General features: G+C 58.6%; 14 protein-coding genes. 4 read left to right on the forward strand and 10 right to left on the reverse strand.

Features of this window, described 5'->3' with window-relative positions; translation table 11 throughout:
• Positions 1–177: 177 nt before the first annotated feature.
• From OZX73_RS07930 to valS, 4 genes are all read left to right on the forward strand, one after another.
• The gene (locus OZX73_RS07930) at positions 178–945 is read left to right on the forward strand and encodes a response regulator transcription factor (protein WP_277149172.1); all 768 of its coding nucleotides are present in this window, start codon (positions 178–180) and stop codon (positions 943–945) included.
• Between the two features lie 320 nt (positions 946–1,265).
• Positions 1,266–1,934 carry an endonuclease III gene (gene nth, locus OZX73_RS07935; protein ID WP_277149174.1) on the forward strand — a complete coding sequence of 223 codons (669 nt, stop codon included), beginning with the start codon at positions 1,266–1,268 and terminating at the stop codon, positions 1,932–1,934.
• 303 nt (positions 1,935–2,237) lie between these two features.
• Entirely contained in the window at positions 2,238–3,767 is a 1,530-nt protein-coding gene (locus OZX73_RS07940; protein ID WP_277149176.1) for an ABC transporter substrate-binding protein, read from the forward strand.
• A 119-nt stretch (positions 3,768–3,886) separates the two neighbouring features.
• Positions 3,887–6,637, forward strand: a complete 2,751-nt coding sequence (gene valS / locus OZX73_RS07945) for a valine--tRNA ligase (RefSeq protein WP_277149178.1) — start codon at positions 3,887–3,889, stop codon at positions 6,635–6,637.
• Between the two features lie 105 nt (positions 6,638–6,742).
• Here valS and OZX73_RS07950 read toward each other — a convergent pair whose 3' ends face one another.
• The 10 genes from OZX73_RS07950 to gatC all read right to left on the reverse strand — a co-directional run bounded on the left by OZX73_RS07950 (position 6,743) and on the right by gatC (position 22,247).
• The gene (locus OZX73_RS07950) at positions 6,743–7,624 is read right to left on the reverse strand and encodes a hypothetical protein (protein ID WP_277149180.1); all 882 of its coding nucleotides are present in this window, start codon (positions 7,622–7,624) and stop codon (positions 6,743–6,745) included.
• A 189-nt stretch (positions 7,625–7,813) separates the two neighbouring features.
• Complete coding sequence (locus OZX73_RS07955) at positions 7,814–8,227, reverse strand: chorismate mutase (protein ID WP_277149182.1); 414 nt, start codon at positions 8,225–8,227, stop codon at positions 7,814–7,816.
• Positions 8,228–8,360: 133 nt separating this feature from the next.
• Positions 8,361–10,409, reverse strand: a complete 2,049-nt coding sequence (gene rho / locus OZX73_RS07960) for a transcription termination factor Rho (protein ID WP_277149184.1) — start codon at positions 10,407–10,409, stop codon at positions 8,361–8,363.
• Between the two features lie 234 nt (positions 10,410–10,643).
• Positions 10,644–12,326, reverse strand: coding sequence for an NAD(P)/FAD-dependent oxidoreductase (locus tag OZX73_RS07965; RefSeq protein WP_277149186.1), 1,683 nt, complete (start codon positions 12,324–12,326; stop codon positions 10,644–10,646).
• Positions 12,327–12,898: 572 nt separating this feature from the next.
• Positions 12,899–13,213, reverse strand: coding sequence for a DUF2469 domain-containing protein (locus tag OZX73_RS07970; protein WP_277149187.1), 315 nt, complete (start codon positions 13,211–13,213; stop codon positions 12,899–12,901).
• Entirely contained in the window at positions 13,210–14,421 is a 1,212-nt protein-coding gene (locus tag OZX73_RS07975) for a GNAT family N-acetyltransferase (protein ID WP_277149189.1), read from the reverse strand. Before OZX73_RS07975 ends, OZX73_RS07970 begins: the two co-directional genes overlap by 4 nt.
• Before the next feature lie 191 nt (positions 14,422–14,612).
• On the reverse strand, positions 14,613–18,323 hold the full coding sequence (locus tag OZX73_RS07980; protein WP_277149191.1) for a leucine-rich repeat domain-containing protein: 3,711 nt from the start codon (positions 18,321–18,323) through the stop codon (positions 14,613–14,615).
• A gap of 562 nt (positions 18,324–18,885) precedes the next feature.
• Positions 18,886–20,385 carry an Asp-tRNA(Asn)/Glu-tRNA(Gln) amidotransferase subunit GatB gene (gene gatB, locus OZX73_RS07985; RefSeq protein WP_277149193.1) on the reverse strand — a complete coding sequence of 500 codons (1,500 nt, stop codon included), beginning with the start codon at positions 20,383–20,385 and terminating at the stop codon, positions 18,886–18,888.
• Positions 20,386–20,409: 24 nt separating this feature from the next.
• Positions 20,410–21,948: an Asp-tRNA(Asn)/Glu-tRNA(Gln) amidotransferase subunit GatA gene (gatA, locus tag OZX73_RS07990; protein WP_277149195.1), complete on the reverse strand. Its 1,539-nt coding sequence runs from the start codon at positions 21,946–21,948 to the stop codon at positions 20,410–20,412.
• The gene (gene gatC / locus OZX73_RS07995) at positions 21,948–22,247 is read right to left on the reverse strand and encodes an Asp-tRNA(Asn)/Glu-tRNA(Gln) amidotransferase subunit GatC (RefSeq protein WP_277143481.1); all 300 of its coding nucleotides are present in this window, start codon (positions 22,245–22,247) and stop codon (positions 21,948–21,950) included. The genes gatA and gatC overlap by 1 nt, the downstream gene beginning before the upstream one ends.
• Positions 22,248–22,263 lie beyond the last annotated feature (16 nt).

Here is a 22,263-nt window from a genome sequence, read left to right on the forward strand (position 1 = left end):
AACAGGGTTTTCTATAAGAAATATGGTAGCCGCCAGTGTCCACAACCAGCAGGTACAATAGAGGCAATCGCATAAACCCCAATGACGTCGTACACACGGTGTCGAGCTATGCGTAGGTTGCGGCTGGAGAGCCAAGACCTACGAAAATCACGGGTCACGATTGGGAGGGAGGGCTCAATGACCGATTTGACATTGATGACGATGGCCCCCAACCCTGCCAGCGTGCTGCCAAGCCTCGCCCTGCTTTCCTACCGCGTGCGCGTGCTGCCGATGGACGCCGCGAGCCTCGTGAAACTTCCCGAAAACACCATTCTTTTCCTTGACGCGCGCGACGACCTCGCCAACGCCAAGACGCTGTGCAATCTGATCCACGCCTCAGGACTTTCCATTCCGATCATTCCTATTATCACCGAAGGCGGCTTCACCGCCATCAACATCCAGTGGGGTGTGGCCGACGTCATGGTGAGCAACGCATCCCCCGCGGAAGTCGAGGGACGCCTGCGGCTGGTCTGCGAGCGCGGCAATGCGGCCCCGACCGCCACACGCACGTCCGTGGAGCGCGAGAACTACCGCGACGACGGGCAGATCCGCTCCGGCGACCTGGTCGTGGACACCAAGGGTTATACGGCGACGCTCAACGGCGAACCGGTCAATTTGGCCTACAAGGAATTCGAGCTGTTGAAGTACCTCGTCCAGCATCCGCACCGCGTTTTCACCCGCGCCCAGCTCCTGCAGGAGGTGTGGGGCTACGACTACTACGGCGGCACGCGCACGGTCGACGTCCACGTGCGTCGTCTGCGCGCTAAGCTCGGCGGCGAATACGAGCACATGATCGGCACCGTGCGCAACGTCGGCTACCGTTTCGACCCGCCGGACGACGGCGACAGCGCCAGCGGCGACCACCACGACGACAATGCCGGTGACGCGGATGGCGACAATCTCTGAACCATTTTCGAAGGCGCGATGGCCGCAGAAACTGGTTCACGACAGAAAGCCGGCCGAAACAAAACCAGGCACTCCGTAGAGCTTCGGGAAACGTCGTCAAGAAACATTCCGGGCCTTGCCGAGACAAGGTCGACGCTATCTCAATGTAATACTTTCGCACGGCTGCCGGTTGGCCCAGGCGCCGCATCGACGGCCGTGCCATCGGCCTTGCAAACGACGCAAAGCGGGTGACAACGTTTCGCCGCGTGCCTATAGTGGGCAGAAGATCCGCCTCGTTTTCACAATGAAGCACCACCGTCAATAAAAGGAACGAACAGCCAATGCCCAGGGAGACCAAAGCGCAACGCGCCGAACGCATCCACGCCGAATACGACGTGCTGTGCCAGATGTTCCCCGAGGCGATGTGCACGCTCGATTACGAAACCCCGTTCCACCTGCTAGTCGCCACCGTGCTGAGCGCGCAGACCACGGACGTTCGGGTCAACAGCGTCACGCCGGAATTGTTTCGCGACTACGGCACGCCGGAAACACTGGCGGTGGCCGACCCGGAACGCATCGAGGACATCATCCACCCGCTCGGCTTCTACCACACGAAATCCGCCCATATCATCGAGCTGGCCGCGCAGATCGTCCGCGATTTCGACGGCGTGGTGCCCCAGACGATGGAGGAGCTCACCACGCTTTCGGGCGTGGGCCGCAAAACTGCCAACGTCGTGTTGGGCGACGCGTTCGGCGTGCCCGGCTTCCCCGTCGACACGCACGTCATCCGCGTGACCGGACGCCTGCGCTGGCGCACCGACTGGCGCAACAAGCACCCCGACCCGGTCAAGGTCGAGAAGGAAATCACGCAGTATTTCGAGCCTGCGGAATGGTCGAACCTCTCCCACCGCCTCATCCTCTTCGGCCGCAGCGTGTGCACCGCGCGCAACCCCGACTGCGAGTCGTGCCTCCTGAATGACACCTGCCCGTCCGCGTTCCACCCGCTCTGAGCCAGCGCAAACAGTAATACCAAAAACACTGGAAACACGCCGCCGAACGGCCGACGGCCAGCTTCCGCCGAATGTCGGCACCGCAAAATGCGAGCCATAAAACGCTCCACAAAACGCCCATCAAAACCGTTCTACAAAACACTTCACAAAAGCGCCGTCAGCCTCGTCACGCAACGCAATAAATCCCGATATCCATATCTAGACACGCCGTACATATTTGTCGTAGCCCAGTATTTCAAGCGTTTCAAGGGACCCTCAAAAGTTCTCAGGAATCATTCAGCACCCGCTAGTAAACTTTGACCCATGTCACGGCATTCGCAGCACTCGAGCGGACCAATGAAGGGTCTTGCGTTCTTCGGTGCCGCCGTGGCCGTGCTCGCCCTCGTCGCCGCCGGCTTTTCGCATTACAATCATCGCACGCAAAATGATCCGACGATGCTCCATTCCGGTTCGGAAATCACCGTCGGCCTGGACGGCCCGGCCCCGGAATCGCTGGATATCCGCTCGGTCGCAGGCAAAGAGCTCGACCAGGCGCTGATTGGCAATGTCTATGAGACGCTGGTGGGACGCGACCAAAGCAACAAGCTCGTCCCCTCCATCGCCGAAAGCTGGGAGGTCTCCAAAGACGGCCTCAACTACACGTTCACACTGAATCCCGACATGCGCTTCGCCAACGGCGACGCCCTCGACTCCACCGATGTGGTCTATTCGCTGCAACAGACCATCGAGAAGAACTTCATTGGCGCCCAAGACCTCACGGGCCTCAAAACCGTCAAGAACCCCGACACCTCGACGGTGCAGATCACGCTCAACAGCCCAAACCCGAGGCTGTTGCGGGCGCTTTCCTCGCGTGCGGGCATCATCTACGACGCGAGCGCCAACATCAACTACGCCAAGCAGACCAGCGGCAGCGGCCCGTTCACCGTTCACAATTTCACCCCCGGCGGCCCCATCGTCTTCGTGCGCAACCCCCTGTATTGGAAGGTGCAGGCGGCCAGCTCGCAGATGACCATGAGGTATTACAATTCGGAGGACGGGCTCCAGCAGGCGCTTAAGACGGGTGAGATCCAACTCGCCGTGCTGCGCCCCTCCGATTCGCCGCAACCATTCCGCAACGACAAGAAAACCAACGTTTCCAAAGGGATCACCACCTCCAAAGTGGTGCTCGCCCTCAACAACAACCCCGATTCGATCTTTTCCGACCAACGCGCCCGCACGGCCGTGCGTTATATTCTCGACAACGAGGCGATAGCCAAAAGCCAGCCCAACGCCGCAGCCGCGCTGAACGGCCCGATCAGCCCGCTCGAACCCGGCTACGACGACCTTTCCGCGACGTTCCCGCACAACCTCGACGAAGGCAAGAACGACATCAACTACTTCGGCCCCTCCTACATCGGCAACGTCACCCTTCTCGTCCCCAGCGAATACACCTCGCTCGGCCAGCAGATCGTCGAGCAATTGCAGGCCACCCGGCTCAACCCCGTGATGCAGGTGGTCGACGACGACACGCTTTCCCAACGCGTCGCCGACGGCGACTACAAAATGGCCATCACCACCATGCAAGGGCCAAACGACGTGGGGGCGTTCGCCAACGGCGTCTTCGGCTACCAGAACAGCCAGGCCCAGCAGGACTACCGCAACGCGCTGGCCTCCCCCAACGACATCGATTTCCAAAACAACCTGCGGGCCTACTCCAAATCGGTAAGCTCGGACGCCGCATGCGCCTGGCTTTACACCGAAAGCAGCATGGTGGTCGCAAACAATGACGTCACCGGATATCCCAAGAACATGACCGACGAGTACCTGCCGTTGCGCGACGTAAGGCTGAAGTAGCGGCCGCACACGACCAGGCAGCCGAGATTTTCGCGGTAATTTCAGGCTTTTTGCCCCACGATTCCATTTAATACGGGAATGCGCCTTGATGTCACCATTCCTTTCTAAAATTGGGCTTTATGACTGATCAGGACAATAGCATCATCAACGCAAGCCTTTCGCCCCTTCCCGACAGGGTCGGCGTCGACGGCCTGGAAGACAAATGGCGCGCCGAATGGAACGACGACGGCATCTACGATTTCGACATCCCGCGCGACGGCAACGGCAAGCCCGACCGCAAGGCCGTCTACTCCATCGACACCCCGCCGCCCACGGTTTCGGGCAGCCTGCACGTGGGCCACGTCTTCTCCTACACCCACACCGACGTCATCGCCCGCTACGAGCGCATGAAGGGCAAGCACGTCTTCTACCCGATGGGCTGGGACGACAACGGCCTGCCCACCGAGCGCCGCGTGCAGAACTATTACGGGGTGCGCGTCGACACCTCGCTCAAGTATGACCCCGATTTCAAGCCGCCGTTCGAGGGCACGCAGGGCAAGAAGCTCGAGGCCCGCGACCAGGTTCCGGTAAGCCGCAAGAACTTCGTGGAGCTGTGCGAGCGCCTGACCGCGCAGGATGAGAAGCAGTTCGAGGAGCTGTGGCGCTCCCTGGGCATGTCCATCGACTGGCGCCAGACCTACCACACCATCGGCGAGCACCCTCAGCGTGTGGCGCAGAAGGCGTTCCTGCGCAACCTCGCCCGCGGCGAGGCCTATCAGAAGGACGCGCCCGGCCTCTGGGACGTCACCTTCCAGACCGCCGTGGCACAGGCCGAGTTGGAAAGCCGCGAATACGACGGCTTCTACCACCGCGTCGCCTTCCGTTTCGAGGACGGCACCCCAATCTACATCGAGACCACCCGCCCTGAGCTCTTGGCCGCCTGCGGCGCGCTGATCGCCAACCCCGACGACGAGCGCTACCAGAAGTACTTCGGCCAGTACGTCTACTCCCCGCTCTTCAAGGTGAAGGTGCCGATTCTCGCGCACCCGGCCGCAGAGATGGACAAGGGCGCCGGCATCGCGATGTGCTGCACCTTCGGCGACCAGACCGATATCGAGTGGTGGCGTGACCTCAACCTGCCGACCCGCCCGATCATCCAGCGCAACGGCCGCATCATCATGAGCGTGCCCGACTGGATCACCGATCAGGGCGGCAAGAAGATCTTCGAGGAGACGGAAGGCAAGACCACCTTCACCGCCCGTAAGATCATCGTCGAGCACTTGCGCGAGTCCGGTGACCTCGACGGCGAGCCGAAGCCCACCAAACGTATGACAAACTTCTACGAGAAGGGCGACAAGCCGCTCGAAATCGTCACCTCCCGCCAGTGGTACTTGAAGAACGGCGGCACCGACATGAAGCTGCGCGCCGAACTCCTAGAGCGGGGCAAGGAACTCGAGTTCCACCCCGATTTCATGCGCGTGCGCTATGAGAACTGGGTCAACGGCCTGAACGGCGACTGGCTCATCTCGCGCCAGCGCTTCTTCGGCGTCCCGTTCCCGCTTTGGTACCCCGTGAAGGCCGACGGCGAGACGAATTACGATCACCCGATCACCCCCAGCGAGGACCAGTTGCCGATCGATCCGACCACCGACGTGCCGGCCGGTTATGACGAATCGCAACGCGACGTGCCCGGCGGCTTCACCGCCGAGAAGGACATCATGGACACCTGGGCCACCTCGTCGCTGACCCCGCAGATCGTCACGCACTGGGAGGAACCGGACCAGGACAGCAAGGACCTCTTCAACGCGGCCTTCCCGATGGACCTGCGCCCGCAAGGCCAGGACATCATCCGCACCTGGCTCTTCAGCACCATGGACCGCGCGCACCTCGAGAACCATTGCCTGCCGTGGGCGCACACCGCGCTTTCCGGCTGGATCCTCGACCCCGACCACAAGAAGATGTCGAAGTCCAAGGGCAATGTGGTCGTCCCCAAGGAGCCGATCGACAAGTACGGCGCCGACGCGGTTCGCTATTGGGCCGCCTCCGCCAAGCTTGGCCTCGACGCCACCTACGACGAAGGCCAGATGAAGATCGGCCGCCGTCTGGCCATCAAGCTCCTGAACGCCACCAAGTTCGCGCTGGCCATCGGCCGCGAGGACGACAACCATCACGTTGGTGCCGCGGCAACCGCCGCGTGGAATCCGGCCGATGTCACCGAGCCGCTCGACCGCGCCGTGATGGCCCGGATGGCCTCCGTCATCCGCGAAGCCACCAAGTCGATGGATGCCTACGAGCATTCCAAGGCCCTTGAGATCATCGAGGCTTTCTTCTGGCAGTTCTGCGACGACTACATCGAACTGGTGAAGAACCGCGCCTACGGCACCGCCGACGCGACTGGCAAGACGCCGTCTGAGGCCGCTGTGAAGTCCACACGCACCACGCTGGGCCTGGGTCTTGAGGCGTTCGCCCGTCTCTTCGCGCCGTACATGCCCTTCGCCACCGAAGAGGTCTGGCATTGGATGCACGCGGGCGAAGGCTCGGTGCACACTGCAGCTTGGCCGAAGGCCAATCTTTACGAGGCCGCCGCCGGCGACGCCGATCCCGACATGCTCGTCTGGGCCGGCAAAGCGCTGGCCGAGTTGCGTGGCTTGAAGTCACAGGCCAAGGTCTCCATGAAGACCCCGATCCTGAAGGCGACCTTGAATGTGCCTTCAGCCGGCAAGCAGGCCGTCGAGGACAGCCTCATCGACATCGCCGAAGCCGGCAAGGTCACCGGCCCGCTTACGGTCGCGGTCGATGATTCGGCCGATACCCCCGACAACGAGATCGTGGTGCGTGTCAGCGACGCTGAACTCGGCGAGCCGCCAGCCAAGAAGCCCAAGAAGAAGTAGGCTTGTGCCATACGGCTTGTGATAGTAGTCATAACAACGTAAGAGGGCTGCACTAATCAAAAGTGCAGCCCTCTTACGTTTTCTTTAGCCGTCAATCAGCGGGGTTCAGATCCCACCGCTTTTGCCGAGATCCAGGCGCTTGAGTTCGGGGACGACCGCCAGCGGATCGTTGATCGTGCTGACAGGGGCATCCTTGCCACCCTCGGTCTGCGCGTCAGCGCCATCACCGAAATCGTCATCCGGGTCGATGCCGGTCTCCTCGGATTCATCCAGCTCTTCCTCCGCGTCAGCATCAGCATCATCTAAGCCTTCCGACGCCTCGACATCAAGATCGTCATCACCCGGCACGTCCACGTCCTCTGCCTCGTCATCATCGGCCCCGCCATCATCGTCAACGTCATCGACGTCATCCAACGCGTCCGGATCGGCGTATTCCTTGGCGTCCTCGAACGCCACGGCTCCGGCTGAATCCGGCGAGTCTTTGCGGTCGTCCTTCGCCTCGCGCTCCTCCTCGCGCGCCGCGATGTCCTGCAAGGTGCGGGCGAAGCGCATCACCTGTTCGTCGGTGATGCTTTCCATCTTGGCCTTGGTCATCACCGAACGCATGACCATGCGGATATGCGTGACGTCGAACGCCGGCCCCTTCTCGCGCTTCGACTTGTCCTTTTTCGCGTAGATCTCCAAGCCATGCTTACCCTCATGCGCATGGACGTGCGGCGTCCATTTGTGTCCGGTTTGCGAGGCGTCGAGCAGCGTGGCGAGCCTGGCGATCAGCAGCGCGCTTTGCATGCTCGAAAGCCCGTACCACGAGCACATCAGATACCACGAGACCGAACGCTCCAACGTCCCGCCGAGAATTTCGTCGTATTCGTCCATCGCCATCTGCATCAGGAACAGCCGGTCCTCGAGCCGCTTCTCTGTGGTATCAAGGTTATCGACCATCTTGAAGTTCTTCTTGGTAATCTTCTTGCCATGTTTCTTGCCCATACCAGCCTCCATGCCGACATACGCCAAAACTCATTACAAGGCAATAGTATCATTTTTGGATGTTTCGTTTCCCGAGCATAACAAATGCGGAAATCATCGTTGACTCATTGGCATTCGCTTGGATATGGCTTTCAGACGATGACTTGCACATCAAAGAATGCAGAACCGTTCAAAAACTTGGCGTCTTTTTCAAGCGTAGATATCAAGCACTCCTGGATCGCCGCCGGCATCGGCGATGCGCTGGTGACGCTTCTTGGCTTCGGTGACCACGAACTCGCGGTAGTTCTCCTCGATGCTCGGGTCAAGTCCGGCGTTGATGGCGACCTCTTTGAGCCGCTTGGCCTGCTGGTTCTCACGTTCCCGATCCTCCGGCGCGAATCCCGCCTGGGCCTTCAGAACGCCGACCTCCGAGGTGTACTTGAAGCGCTCCGCAAGCAACGAGACGATGGCCGTGTCCACATTGTCGATGGATTGGCGCAGCTGTTTGATGCGCTCGACGGCCTGCGCGGTCTGCGGGTTTGCCTGTTCCTGCGCGTCGTCGATGGTGGTGTCGCGCCAACCCTCGCCTTGCGAGGTCTTGTGGTTCTCGGAAAAATCAGTCATGTCTTTACCATACGACAAGAGCACACCATTATCGCCATTCGTCATCGACCGATAGCACGGAAGCAGGCATACAAAAACGGCATCCAGCCGAAGCCGGATGCCGCTCGCGATGTAATACTAATACTCAGTGAAATCAGGCGTTGCCATTGTTCTGCTTGACGATGGCCTGCAGGAAGTCGCGGTTCGTAGCCGTCTTCTTCAAGCGCGGCACGATGGTCTGGTAGGCCTGCTCGGGCTCGAGGCCGCCAAGAAGACGACGCAGGCGGTAGATGACCGCCAACTCGTCGCTCGGGGTGATGAGCTCCTCGCGGCGGGTGCCGGAGGCGTTGATGTCGATGGCCGGGAAGAGACGCTTGTTGGCCAGGTCGCGCGAAAGGCGCAGCTCCATGTTGCCGGTGCCCTTGAATTCCTCGAAGATGACCTCATCCATCTTGGAACCGGTCTCCACCAAAGCCGAGGAGATGATCGTCAGCGAGCCGCCGTTTTCGATGTTGCGGGCCGCGCCGAAGAACTTCTTGGGCGGGTAGAGCGCCTGCGCGTCGACACCACCGGAAAGCACGCGGCCGGAAGCCGGTGCGGCGATGTTGTAAGCGCGGGCCAAGCGGGTCATGGAATCGAGCAGCACCACCACATCCTGTCCAAGCTCCACCAAACGCTTGGCGCGCTCGATGGCGAGTTCGGCGACGGTGGTGTGGTCGGATGCCGGGCGGTCGAAGGTCGAGGAGATGACCTCGCCCTGTACGGTGCGCTCCATGTCGGTGACTTCCTCGGGGCGTTCGTCCACGAGCACCACCATCAGGTGGACCTCGGGGTTGTTGGCCGCGATCGAGTTGGCGATGTTCTGCAGGGTGATGGTCTTGCCGGCCTTTGGCGGGGAGACGATCAGGCCGCGCTGGCCCTTGCCGATCGGCGCCACGAGATCAATCAAGCGGCCGATGATCTTGTTCGGCGTGGTCTCCTGCTTCAGGCGTTCCTGCGGATACAGCGGGGTGAGCTTGGAGAACTGCGGGCGGTTGGCCGCGTCCTCAACGCTCATGCCGTTGATGGTGTCGATGGACTGAAGCGGCACAAACTTCTGGCGCTGGTTGCGGCGTTCGCCCTCACGCGGCTCGCGGATGGAACCTTGCACGGCGTCGCCCTTACGCAGGCCGTACTTGCGGATCTGGCCCATGGAGACGTAGACGTCGTTCGGCCCCGGCAGGTAGCCGGAGGTACGCACGAACGCGTAGGAATCGAGCACGTCGACGATGCCGGCGACGGGGACCATGCCCTCTTTGCTCTCGCCACGACGCTCGCGGACCTCTTCCTCGTTGCCGTCCTCGTTGTTGTAACGGTCATTGCGCTCGTTGCGGTTCTCGCGGTCCTTGTAATCGTAATTGCGCTCGTTGCGCCCACGCATCCTGCGCTGGCGACGCTCGCCTCCGCGTTCCTCGCGATTGTAGCGATCGTTGTTGCGACGATTGTGACGGGTGAACTCGCGACGTGGCTCCTCTTCTTCCTTCACGTCGTTGCCACCCTCATCGTCGTTGCCGGGAACGGGCAGCGTGGCGAGGATATCATCCAGATCGCGGACCTCGTTGGAGGCGGTGTCGTGGCGGGATTGCTGCTCGGCGCGGAAGCTGCGACGATGGCTGCGCATCTCATCGCCCTCGTCCATCTCGCGCTCGCCGCGACGATGCGCGACAAACGACCTGCTCCGACGATGCAAGGGCTCCTCTTCGTCAAAAAGCTTCGGCTCCTCCGCCTGACGCTCGCCGTGGCCTTGCTCCTTGCCGGAAGCCCGCTTAGCATCGGCGTCTTCGGACGTATGGCTCGCGGAACGGATCGGTGCCTTCTCACGTTTTTCGGAAGCGCCCGACTCCGCTTTCCCGGCCTTGGAAGCGGATTCGCTTCGCTTGATCTCGGCGGAATCCTCGCTGCGCCTCGCAGCGGGAGCATGCTTTTCAGAGCTGGTGGCGTCAACCGCATCGCCTGTTTTCGCATCCGCCTTAGGCGCGGCCGGTGCGGCCTTGGGCGCACGGACCGTGACGCCGCTGGGGGCCTTGCCGCCCGTTCTTGCAGCTTGAAGGGTAGCGACCAATTCCGGCTTACGCATCGTCGACGTGCCGCGAAGTCCCATCTGCTTGGCGAGCGTTTTCAGCTCAGGCAGCTTCATATCCTCAATATTCTGGCTAGTTGCCACTATAATGTTGCCTTTCCTTGACTTCCTACGGCATTGCCCGGAAGCTTAATGAAAAAGATGCGGAATCGTAAAAACCGCTGATGAATGTTCGTTGCCACCACTGTGGTTTTCGAACTTTCCTTTAGCGTACAACCGTGCCATGACCTTCGCCACGCGTTGGGCGGCAGCGTGTCGAAAACAAAAGGCGGACACCCCGCAGGGCATTCGCCTTAAGTTGATGTCGGTTAATGAACGCTACTTTTCCTCGTGGTAGGACTTCTCGGTGTTGACCGACCAGACGTTCTTCTTGTCGGCGCGGCCGGACTTGATGTTGCCCACGGCTTCCATCGCGGTGGCCATGGAGTGGTCTTGGTTGTTGTAACGGTGCTGCCCGTTACGGCCCACGCAATAAAGGTTGCCGAACGAATCGAGGTAGTCGATGAGCTCAGGCATCTGGTCGTAGGTGTCGAAGTAGGCAGGGTACGCCTTCTTGACGTGCTCGCGGTGGGAGTCCATCACGTCCTCGGGGCCGTTGATCACGCGCATACGCGTGAGCTCCTTGATGGCCAGTTGGGTGGCTTCCTCGTCGGTCAGGTTCCAGAAATCGTCACCTTCCTCGCAGAAGTATTCCAAACCGATCCACACGGTGTCGTCGACGTCCTTGACCAGATAGGGGCTCCAGTTGTTGAAAATCTGGATCCGGCCGACCTTGTAGCCCGGGTCCTGCACGTAAATCCAGCAGTCCGGCACGATCGGCGGGTTGCCGAGCGTCTTCATGTCCGTCGTGTTCTTCAAACGCAGGTGACGCACGAGCAGACCCACAGTGACGAAATCACGGTACGGCAGGCCGTTGGCGACGCGCTTCATATCGGCAGGCACGTCCTCGGAGGTCGTGGCGACTTCCTTGGAAGCGGACTTCTTGGCGTTGTCGTCGGCGTCGGAAGCCTTGCCGGCCTCATCCTCCTTGGCCGCGCGATCGATCGCGTTGACCAGGTCCTTGACGGGCATGGACGAAATGAAATCATCGGCCTCAAGCTCGACGCGTTTGCCGTCGGCGTCCTCGTAGACCACGGAAGCGATACCGCCGTCAGCTTTCTGGCGCAGCTCGACCACGTTCGCGTCGGTCAGGACCTTGCCGCCATTGTCAACGACCTGGCCCTCGACGATCTCCCAAAGCTGGCCCGGACCAAGCTTCGGATACCAGAACTCCTCGATCAGCGAGGTCTCCACGTCTTTGGAGTCACGCTTCTTCGGCATCATCTTCTGGATGGCGTTCTTCAAAACCGCCACCACACTCAAGCCACGCACGCGCTGAGCGCCCCAATCCGCGCTGATCTCACGCGGGTGCCTGCCCCAAAGCTTCTCGGTGTAACCCTCGAAGAACATCGAGTAGAGCTGACGGCCGAAGCGGTTGATATAGAAGTTTTCAAGATTGTCTTCGGGAAGCTTGTGAATCATGCTCCACAGGTAGCTGAAGCCGGCCTTCATCGTCAGCTTGAACCCCAGCGCCTTGAACAGCGCCAGCGAAAGGCTGATCGGGTAATCCAGGAAATGCTGGTTCCAGAAGATGCGCGAGACGCGATGACGCTTGAGCATCACCTTGTCGGTCTTCTCCGGATCGGGGCCGCCGGGCTCGAGGTCATGGTGGCGTCCGAGCTTCTTATCGTCGTATGAGGGCGCGCCCTGCAACGGCATGATGTTCTTCCACCAGTCCATGATCCGGTCGTCCTTGGAGAAGAAGCGATGCCCGCCGATGTCCATGCGGTTGCCGTTGTGCTTCACCGTACGGCTGATACCACCGAACTCCTTGGTGGCTTCCAAAACCGTCACGTCATACTTGTCGGCGCCGCCGTCCTTCAACAACTCCCAAGCCGCGGTGAGTCCAGCAGGGCCACCACCGATAATCACCACAGACTTTTTTCCAGCATCCGCTGCCACATCTGCCTCCCGAAATACATACGTTGAAGCCAATACGCCCCACTACACAAATCATAATCAGCCTACACGCAAGCACAAACCAGCTCCACTAATGTGACCGAACATACACGAACATTCTTCAAATTTGCTGGAAATCTAATTGTTTTGGAACTAACTCACGATGGAGGGAAAGATATACTTCGCTCGGGACGCTCCTTGGCCGCTCGGCCGTGTCTTACGCCCGAGCAAAGCATATCTTCCCCTCCATCTTCAACAATCAACTGTTAATTAATAAAGGGATGAAATCATACGAGTCTATTTTTTATTCGCTTAAAAGTGCCCCTCAGAACTCTGACATCCTCCACAGTTCGTCTCCTAGCAAATCAGTAAGGCTGAGGTCTGTGAGAGGGAGATATGCGTTGTTATGGCGTAAGACACGGCCTGTGCAAAATTGGAAATTTTGCCTTCGCGCTCGTACATCGCGCTCACTTCGCCTACGAAAAGCCCACTGGGCTTTTCGCTTAACGGCTCAGCCAGGAGCGTCCCGAACAAAGTATATCTTCCCCTTCCAGACCGTCATGAGTAAATGATAATTACGCCAGAGAGTCAGGAATATCGATGTCGGACTTCTGCACTTCCTCTACGTTGACATCCTTGAACGTGACAATCCGCACATTCTTGACGAATCTCGAGGACCGGTACACGTCCCAGACCCACGCGTCGGTGAGCCGCACATCAAAGTAGACGTCCTGTCCGGCGGAACGCACGTTGAAATCGACCTTGTTGGCCAGGTAGAAGCGCCGCTCGGTCTCCACCACGTAGGTGAAAAGCTTGATGACGTCGCGGTATTCCTTGTATAGCGCCAGTTCGGCGTTCATCTCGTAATTATCGAGGTCCTCGGCGCTCACCGGTCGTTACCTCCTGCGGGTTTCGTTGTCTTGTCATCCGCAGAAGCGGTGCCATCATTGCCTTGGTCATGGTTGCTATGCCCGAGGTTGCGCCACCACGCCTTCTTGGATTTCTTGCTTTGGTTGGCGGAATACGGCCATGCGGAGGCATCGTCGCTATCACGCTTTTTGTCATGCGATTCCGTGTCATGATTCGATGGTTTCGATGAAACCTCATCGGCTCGGTGGTCATTCGACTCCACGGCAACGCCATCAGTTCGCGCGCTTTTGACGGAATCGTCACGAGCAGGGGAATTCGCACCCTTCTGCGCCCCGTCCTTCCGGCTTTGGCGACCGGATGAATCGCTTTCCGGCGCCTTCTCTCCACAACTGGCGTCGACGCCGGAAACCTCGGAGGTTTCCTTCCGCTTCTTGCGCTGCGCGATCTCGACAGAGTGCTCTCGAGCGGCCATGGCCTCCTTGACGCCGGGGTTGCCCTCGATGACGTGCATGCCGAAGGCGTCAAGCGAACGAATCGGGTCGTATTCATCGGCTAATGTATCAAGGACTATCAAATCCTGATACTTTCCGATGGAGGCGTCCCACAACGAATCGCGGGAGGTGCCCGACTTGATGAAGCCCAAGGACTGATAGACGGAAAGCGTGCGCGAGCTCTTCTCCGGCACCGCGATCCAGATGCGGTGCATGCCGAGCCCGACCGGCGGGGTGGCGAAGCCGTAGGTCATCACGCGGGGCATGGCGTCTCGCGAATAGCCGCGGCCGCGGTAATCCTTGCCGAGCATCACCTGGATACGCGCCGAACGCGCCCAGCCGTCGATGTCGATAAGGAAGATCATACCGATGACATTGTCGGTGGCTGCGGCGTCGACCTTGCCGTCGACATCGTGGTCGGCGTCGGTCATGATGGCCCAAGCCATGGTGCGACGGGCTTCGGGGTCGCCCACTCCCGAATCAGAAGAGGCGATGCCATTGACCCACGCCACCGAACGCTTGACCCACGCCTGGACGACCGCGCGCTCGGACTGCTCGTCCTTGCCGGTGTCGCCAGAGGCGTTGAAATAGACCTCGAGCTGGTCGAGTTTGGGGAGGTCATCAAGAGTGGCGGGGCGCAGATGCACCATCTCGCCGCGAATCTCGGGTATGTCGATGCGTTTGGGCAACTGACGTAAATCCGCCTGAACAGTAGGGTTTTCGGAGTTTCCAGACATTTGCTTTCATTCCTCCAACGCGCTTAGAATCTCCCTCAAGATTACCGTGTTCGCCTGACTATTCGCTTCGACGCCAATCATCCGCCGCCATTGCGGAACTCACGCCAAAATGTGTTCGAAAACGAGCATCAGGGCCGGATGCAGCGAAAACGTATCTGAACCCCAATGACTAAGCGCAAATCTTCGGAACGCTACTTCATGCGCTTCAAGCGAAAACTGAGTCCCAAAGCCGCCGACATCATGAGAAACGCGGTTATGACAATGGAAGCGACTCCGGCACCGGTGGGTGCCAGATTGCGGGTATCGGACTTGGAAGCTTGCTGAGCCCGAAACCGAGTTCTTTTATGCCCAGAGTTTCCTGGACCAAATTGCGTGGCCCTGGACTGATGGTGAGCAAAAGGAGGTCGGTTGTTCACGATCTGGCTGGGATCGCCACCAATCTCACCAAGTTTCGTCCACTCAGCCACCAAGGTGATGTCAGCGGTCACAGGATCGGTGGGATCGTAAAGCACCATGCTGCGAACAACCGAGTTCACATACCAACCAACGAACCGATAGCCCATACGCATTGGGGTCGGAAGCTCTCCCAAGAGGTCTCCATCGGCCACCACGCGCGGCGCAATAGGCATACCGCCCCCGGCATCGAACGTGATGATGCGAGCAGTCCTCCAATCCGCGGTAAGCACGACATCCGAGGTCACCGCCTCGGTGCCGTGGTAGTGAACATGGCCACCGACACCATCCGAAAGCCAACCTTTAAACACATACCCTGGTTTTGCCGACGAGGGCAACGTGCCCACATGGCCACCAACAGAGACAATGACATCCGAAGGTTCAGGGGTGCCACCTTGCGCATCGAACGACACCACATTCTCTGTACGCATCCAAACGGGGCGAATCCACACATCATGGTCCGGCATCGTGAAACCGGAGGAAACAAACGTGTTCCAAGGTCCGGAAGCCGAATCGGCTATCTGCCAATGATCGAACCCGTAATGTGCAGGAGCCGAGACTCTGGCCGAAGCCGGTTCGGACAACCCCAAGCCATACTGGCCCGAACCAAGCGGCGGGGCTCCGGACCACGAGCCGCCATTCCAATCATAATGGACGGTATGCGAGTTACGGACCCACACGGCTTTCAACGTGAGAGCAGAAGTCACTCTATCCGTCGCGAAATCCCAGGTCGCGCCACCAGGCATGGTCTCCCAATGGCTCAAATGCCAGCCAGGCTTCACTGTAGACGGCTCGGTGAACGTATCACCGTCATCGACCGCTTTGCTGGCCACCGGCGAACCGCCGTCGGTGTCGAATGAGACCTCCCACGTAGTCAACGGGCTGATATGACGCGTCACCGTGCCTGAATACACCTCACGACCATCATTCCATCGACCCAAAGAGATTTTAAATGCGGCCTTCACCTCATTCACCGATGACGCCACCGACGGCCATGTCACCGTGCCGGTGGACGGATCAAAGGTTGGACCCGCCGGTGTCGTATCTGAATGGGCCTCATGGGAGCCATCATCGGCATAGTCCGTCCAGGTCCAACCAGACACCAAAAGCGCGTAAGCGTTTCCTGACACCTTGCCAGTCGCAACCGTCACGTTGTCATACGATATGGCATCCGGAGCAGTTGTGATATGCTGCCCATTGATCTCCAGATTCATGATGTATCCCGAAGATATCTTGGGATATAAGGCGGATATATCTGAAATCTGATTTTCATTGAGGAAAAGCCCATTCAGATGAGGTATTGCCGCCAAAGGTGCCACATCCGCAATCTTATTGTGATTCAAATATAAAGTATCGATTCCACGGAAACCGGCAAGAGGGCGTAAATCGGAAATCCGATTGTATTCCAAAACAAGAAAACCCATTGAATCCAAACCAGAGAGAGGACTCAAGTCGGAAATCTCATTGTGCGCCAAAAAAAGATCGGTCACCGTCGAAGGAAGACGTAAGTTTTTGAACAATGAATCGGAAATAGAATTACTCGATAAATCCACTTCCCTTATGGTGGTGAAATCACGGAAATCCAAATCCGTCATCCGGTTATGATTCAAGCTAAGTCCATGTACACCGGAAGGAAGCGCAAGTCCGGCTACGGAAGGCAACCGGTTATAGGCCAAATTAAGGCTGAACAGGCTGGACGGAAGCGCCAGGCTCGATACTGACGTAAGCTCGTTATAACTCAAATCCAAAGATTTGGCACCGGGCGGCAAAGCCAAGCCGGACACCGACCTAAGGCCGTTGTTATTTAACTCAAAATACTGCACAGAGGCCAAACCAGGTGTATCGAAATTCAAATCAGTCATCTGGTTATGATTCAAGAGAAGATATTCCACACTTGGTGCAAGACTCAGGCCAGACACGGAAACGAACAGATTGTAAGTCAAATCAAGAGAACGCAAACCGGTGACACCGCTTAGCGAAGGCAATTTCGTAGAATCTGGCAACCGGTTATGCTGCACATAAAAATACAGTAAACCAGCGGGAAGCGATAACGCGGATGCATCGGTAATCTCATTGTAGCTAAGATCAAGCGATATCAACGTAGATGACAATGACAAACCCGACAGATCCATCAGCCGATTGTGCGACAAGCCAAGAGCCGTCAATGCGGGATAACCCGACATATTGGGGAGTTGAGAGACGCTCGCGATTGCATTGCTATCCAAAGACAGGCTATTCAAATAAGAAAACGACGGCAGCGACGACGCATCGGCAAGCCCTATCTTGGATAAGCCAAGTTGCTGTAATAACGGGAAACAAGCCAGTTGAGGCAGGAAGCCTCCAATAGACCCGGCAAGCGCGGGGTTGTTCCCCAAGTCAAGGACTCCAAAGTGCGAATCAGATGACAAAAGAGGCAGATTCGAGATATCCGTCAATTTGTTGGACGAAAGGTCAAGACCCTTCAAGTTCGTAAGCCGCGACAGATCGGGAATGGTTTCGATTTGATTGTTCCGCAAATCAACATATTGGACATATCCGCTATTCGACAACTGAGTAAGATTTGAAAGCGGGGATATGTCGATGATCTTGTTGCTGTTAAGATCAAGCTTAGAAAGGCGGGTAGCGCCTGACAGAGGGCCAATATCGGCAATCTTATTCCCGCTGAGATCGAGCTCAACAAGCTGGGAAAGATTTGACAGAGGACCAATATCGGCAACATTGTTATGCGCCAGATTCAAGTAAGACAAATTCGTCAGATTTTGCAAGGCGGTAATATCCGAAACCGAATTATAACCAAGTTTCAGAGAAGTGAGATCATGGAGATTCGCCAGAGGTGTGAGATCTGAAACCGAATTATCCTGCATCGAAATGCTTTGCAGATTTACAAGCTTTTCCACGCCATTGAGACTGCGGACCTGGTCATTATCATAATCAGTGTTGATATAAGTGATGCGTGTGGCCATGGACATGGTGAACGTATCACCAGTGGTCACAATGCCACCTAGAATTCTTTGTGCCACAGATGCCACTGCCGTTGCTAGATTGGCATCCGGAAAACAATCCGCAATCGTGCTCGAGCCGACCGTGCAACTGCTTTGCGGGCCAACTGCGCCTGGAGATGACAATCCCTGCGTCGAGGGAAACGCTGGTTGCCTCTTCTTTTTCATAGGTTGAAGCTGCGACTGCGGCTGCGTGCCTTCGGGTTTCTTCGTCCCTTCGCTTTCCGGGGCTTCGGGCTTTGAGGCCTGATTGGGATTCGTCGCCTCATCAGACCCCTTTGATTCGGAATCTGGTTTGTTGAAACCAGGCTGTTTTTCTTTTCCATCTTGACCCAATTGTGGCGCTGATTGAATCTTCGCTTGGCCAACCGACCTGCCGCTGACTGTAGGCTGCGCCGCCACGGCACCGGAAGGCAACATTATCGCCATACCCGCAATCAACGCGACCACGGTAAAGAACGCCTTCCGCGTTACGACTTTCCCGCGTCTCTTCACACGGCGCCATAATTCCCTTAAATATGACACACGCAATCGCTCTCCTTTTGAAAGCACTCATATACATGACGCACATAGGCCAAAATGCGAAATATCAAGCAATACAATGCTTAGTATAATAATACAGAGACAGTAAGCGCAATTATTGAGCAAATTATTATATATAGCGTATTTATTTATCTGGCAACAGTAAAAAATGTTTACGATATTCCGCAATGAATATCATTTTGAAAGGTCCGATTCCGACGGACTAGGGCAATGGCACCTTGGCAACCGCCAAAAAGCCTTTCAGCGACAGGACTTTAGTATGAAAAACCGGTTGGTTGGGCTTCTATCCAACCAACCGGTGGCACACCAGGCATGCGGTTTCATCGTCGAATTTACTTGTAAGCGGGAACCAAACCGTTCTAGCTGAAACTCGCTCGCCAAGCCCTTGGTTTAACCTTCGTGCTCGTAGTTCGCGCTTACCTCGACTGCCCGGAAGCCCTTGGAGCTTCCGGCTTAACGCCTCAGCGCATCAGCCCCTCATTTTCTTGATGACCAGAGCGCTGACGGCCTTGGCGTCGGCCTGACCGTGGGTGGCGCGCATGACGGCGCCGATGATGGCGCCCATCGGCTTCATGTTGCCGCTCTTGAGCTTCTCGGCCACATCCGGGTTGGCGGCGAGGGCCTCGTCAATCGCCTTGTCGAGCGCACCGTCGTCGGAAACGACCTGATAGCCGTGCTTCTTCACCACTTCGTCAGGCGTGCCTTCGCCAGCGAGCACGCCGGTGACGGTCTGCTTGGCGAGCTTGTCGTTGAGCTTGCCGTCGGCGACGAGCTTTTCGACCTCGGCCACGTCGGCCGGAGTGATCGGCAGCTCTTCAAGCGAGAGGCTGCGCTCATTGGCGACGCGCGAGATCTCGCCGAGCCACCACTTGCGGGCACCGGCAGCGGTCGCGCCGTCCTTGACGGTCTCTTCGACCAAGTCAAGCGCGTCGGCGTTGATGATGTCGCGCATCTCGAGGTCGCTGAGCTTCCATTCCTTCTGCAGGCGGGCGCGGTGCTCGCGCGGCATCTCAGGCATGGTCTTGGCGATTTCGTCGATGTGCTCCTTGGTGATGTGCAGCATCACGAGGTCGGGATCAGGGAAGTAACGGTAATCGTTCGCGTCGGACTTCACACGGCCGCCGGCCGTGGTCTGCGTGGCCTCGTCCCAGTGGCGGGTCTCCTGCAGGATCTCGCCGCCCTCATCCAAGATGGCCGCCTGACGACGGATCTCGTACTGCAAGGTCTTCTTGATACCGCGGAAGGTGTTGACGTTCTTGGTCTCGCTACGGGTGCCGAGCTTGATCTCGCCCTTCTTACGCAACGAGATGTTGACGTCGGCGCGCATGTTGCCCTGCTCCATGCGGCCGTGGGAGATGCCCAAGGCACGCACGATGTCGCGAATGGCACGCATGTAGGCGTCCGCAATCTCCGGAACGCGATCGCCGCCGCCCTCGACGGGCTTGGTGACGATCTCGATCAGCGGGACGCCGGCGCGGTTGTAGTCAACCAGCGAATGATCGGCACCTTCGATACGGCCGTCTGCACCGCCCACGTGGGTGTTCTTGCCGGCGTCGTCCTCGATGTGGGCGCGCTCGATCGGCACGCGGAACGTGCTGCCGTCGTCAAGCTCGACGTCGAGGTAGCCATTGCCGTTGGTCGGCTTGTCAAACTGCGAGATCTGATAGTCGCGAGGCATATCCGGGTAGAAGTAGTTCTTACGGGCGAACTGGCTCCACTCGTTGATCTGGCAATGCAGCGCCAGACCCAGCTTGATCGCGAAATCGACGGCGGTCTTGTTGACCACCGGAAGCGAACCTGGCAGGCCGAGGCTTACCGGGGTCAGCTCCGTGTTCGGCTCCGCGCCGAACTCCTCGTGCGCCGGGCAGAACAGCTTGGTCTGCGTGCACAGCTCGACGTGGGTTTCCAGACCGAATACCGGGTCAAATTCCTTGACGGCATCGGAATATTTCATCAATTTTTCAGCCATGATTTTATGCTCCTTGCCGTCCGATTACTTTGTGTTGCCAAGCCACGGGGTCTTGAGGGACTGCCAGATCGGGCCGCCCCACTGCTCCTCGAGGGCCGCTTCGAGCGCGGCCGCGGGCTTGTACATCTGCTCGTCGTGCTTCTGCGGGGCCATGAACTGGAAACCGACCGGCAGACCGTCGTCCGAAAGACCGGCGGGAATGCTCATCGCGGGGATTCCGGCCATGTTCGCCGGAATCGTGGCGACATCGCTCATATACATCGTCAGCGGATCGCTCAGCTTCTCGCCCAACTTGAAGGCGGTGGTCGGCGAGGTCGGCGCGACCAGCACGTCGGCCTTCTCAAACGACTTCGCGAAGTCGTCGATGATCAGGGTGCGAACCTTCTGCGCCGAGCCATACCACGCGTCGTAGTAACCGGCGGAAAGGGCGTAGATGCCAAGGATGATACGGCGCTTGACCTCGTCGCCGAATCCGGCCTCACGGGTGTAGGCCATCATGTTGGCGGCGGTCTGCGGAACGCCTTCGGGCGGCATCACGCGCAGGCCATAACGCATGCCATCGTAACGGGCCAGGTTGGAGCTGACCTCGGACGGCATGATGATGTAGTAGGCCGCGAGCGCATATTCAAGATGCGGGCAATCGACCTCGACGACTTCGGCGCCCATACTTTGCAAAAGCTGGACGGCCTCATTGAAACGGGACTCGACGCCGGGCTGGTAGCCGTCGCCGCTCAGTTGCTTGACGAGGCCTACGCGCACACCCTTGAGGTCACGCTTGTAGCCTTCGCGGGCAGCTTTGGAAATCGGCGGGACATCCATCGGGATGGACGTGGAATCACGCACGTCGTGGCCGCCGATTATCTCCTGCAACAGCGCGGAATCGAGCACGTTGCGGGAAACGGGGCCGATCTGGTCAAGTGAGCTCGCCATGGCGATCGCGCCGAAACGGGAGACACCGCCATACGTGGGCTTGACGCCAACCGTACCGGTCAACGAGCCGGGCTGGCGAATCGAGCCGCCGGTATCGGTGCCGAGCGCGAGCGGGGCCTCAAACGCGGCCACCGCGGAAGCGGAACCACCGCCGGAACCACCGGGGACGCGCGAGGTATCCCAAGGATTGTGGGTCGGGCCATACGCGGAATGCTCCGTGGAGGAACCCTGCGCGAACTCGTCAAGGTTGGTCTTGCCGAGCAACGGCATGCCGGCGGCCTTGAGCTTCTTGATGACCGTAGCATCGTACGGCGGGACCCAGCCCTCGAGAATCTTCGAGGCGGCCGTCGTGGGGATGCCCTTGGTGACGATCATGTCCTTGATGGCGATCGGCACACCGGCAAGTTCCGGCAGGCCTTCCGTATCGCCCGCAGCGTTCTTCTTGTCGAATTCGTCGGCCTGGGCGCGGGCCTCGTCGGCGGCAACGTGAAGGAAGGCGTGCAGATCCGGCTCGGCTGCATTGATCACGTCAAGTTCGGCATCGACCAGCTCGCGGCTGGAGACTTCCTTGTTGCGAATCTTCTCCGCCATCTGCGCGGCGTTGAGCTTCACCAATTCGTTTGTTTCGGACATCACTCGTCACCTCCAAGGATTCGCGGCGCCACGAACATGCCGTCTTCCGTGGCGGGAGCGCCGGAAAGCGCCTCCTCGCGGGTCAGCGGCTTTTCGGGGACATCGGGGCGCAGATACGCCTCAAGCGGGACCGGGTTGGCAGTGGGTTCGACGTCGTCGGACGCGACTTCCTGCACCTTGTTGATGGAATCGGCGATGACGTTCAACTCGCCTTGCATGCGGGTCGCTTCCTCGTCGGTGAGCGCGATCTGGGCGAGATGGCCCAGATGCTCGACTGTTTCTCTTGTGAAAGTAGGCATAACCTTAACTATATGA

It is taken from the genome of Bifidobacterium sp. ESL0775, from assembly GCF_029395475.1.
Lineage (GTDB): Bacteria > Actinomycetota > Actinomycetes > Actinomycetales > Bifidobacteriaceae > Bifidobacterium.

Bases quoted from the DNA above. Each gene is read 5' to 3' on its own strand.
- OZX73_RS07930 (WP_277149172.1), top strand. From the start codon at position 178: ATGACCGATTTGACATTGATGACGATGGCCCCCAACCCTGCCAGCGTG.
- nth (WP_277149174.1), top strand. From the start codon at position 1,266: ATGCCCAGGGAGACCAAAGCGCAACGCGCCGAACGCATCCACGCCGAA.
- OZX73_RS07940 (WP_277149176.1), top strand. From the start codon at position 2,238: ATGTCACGGCATTCGCAGCACTCGAGCGGACCAATGAAGGGTCTTGCG.
- valS (WP_277149178.1), top strand. From the start codon at position 3,887: ATGACTGATCAGGACAATAGCATCATCAACGCAAGCCTTTCGCCCCTT.
- OZX73_RS07950 (WP_277149180.1), bottom strand. From the start codon at position 7,624: ATGGGCAAGAAACATGGCAAGAAGATTACCAAGAAGAACTTCAAGATG.
- OZX73_RS07955 (WP_277149182.1), bottom strand. From the start codon at position 8,227: ATGACTGATTTTTCCGAGAACCACAAGACCTCGCAAGGCGAGGGTTGG.
- OZX73_RS07975 (WP_277149189.1), bottom strand. From the start codon at position 14,421: ATGTCTGGAAACTCCGAAAACCCTACTGTTCAGGCGGATTTACGTCAG.
- gatB (WP_277149193.1), bottom strand. From the start codon at position 20,385: ATGGCTGAAAAATTGATGAAATATTCCGATGCCGTCAAGGAATTTGAC.
- gatA (WP_277149195.1), bottom strand. From the start codon at position 21,948: ATGTCCGAAACAAACGAATTGGTGAAGCTCAACGCCGCGCAGATGGCG.
- gatC (WP_277143481.1), bottom strand. From the start codon at position 22,247: ATGCCTACTTTCACAAGAGAAACAGTCGAGCATCTGGGCCATCTCGCC.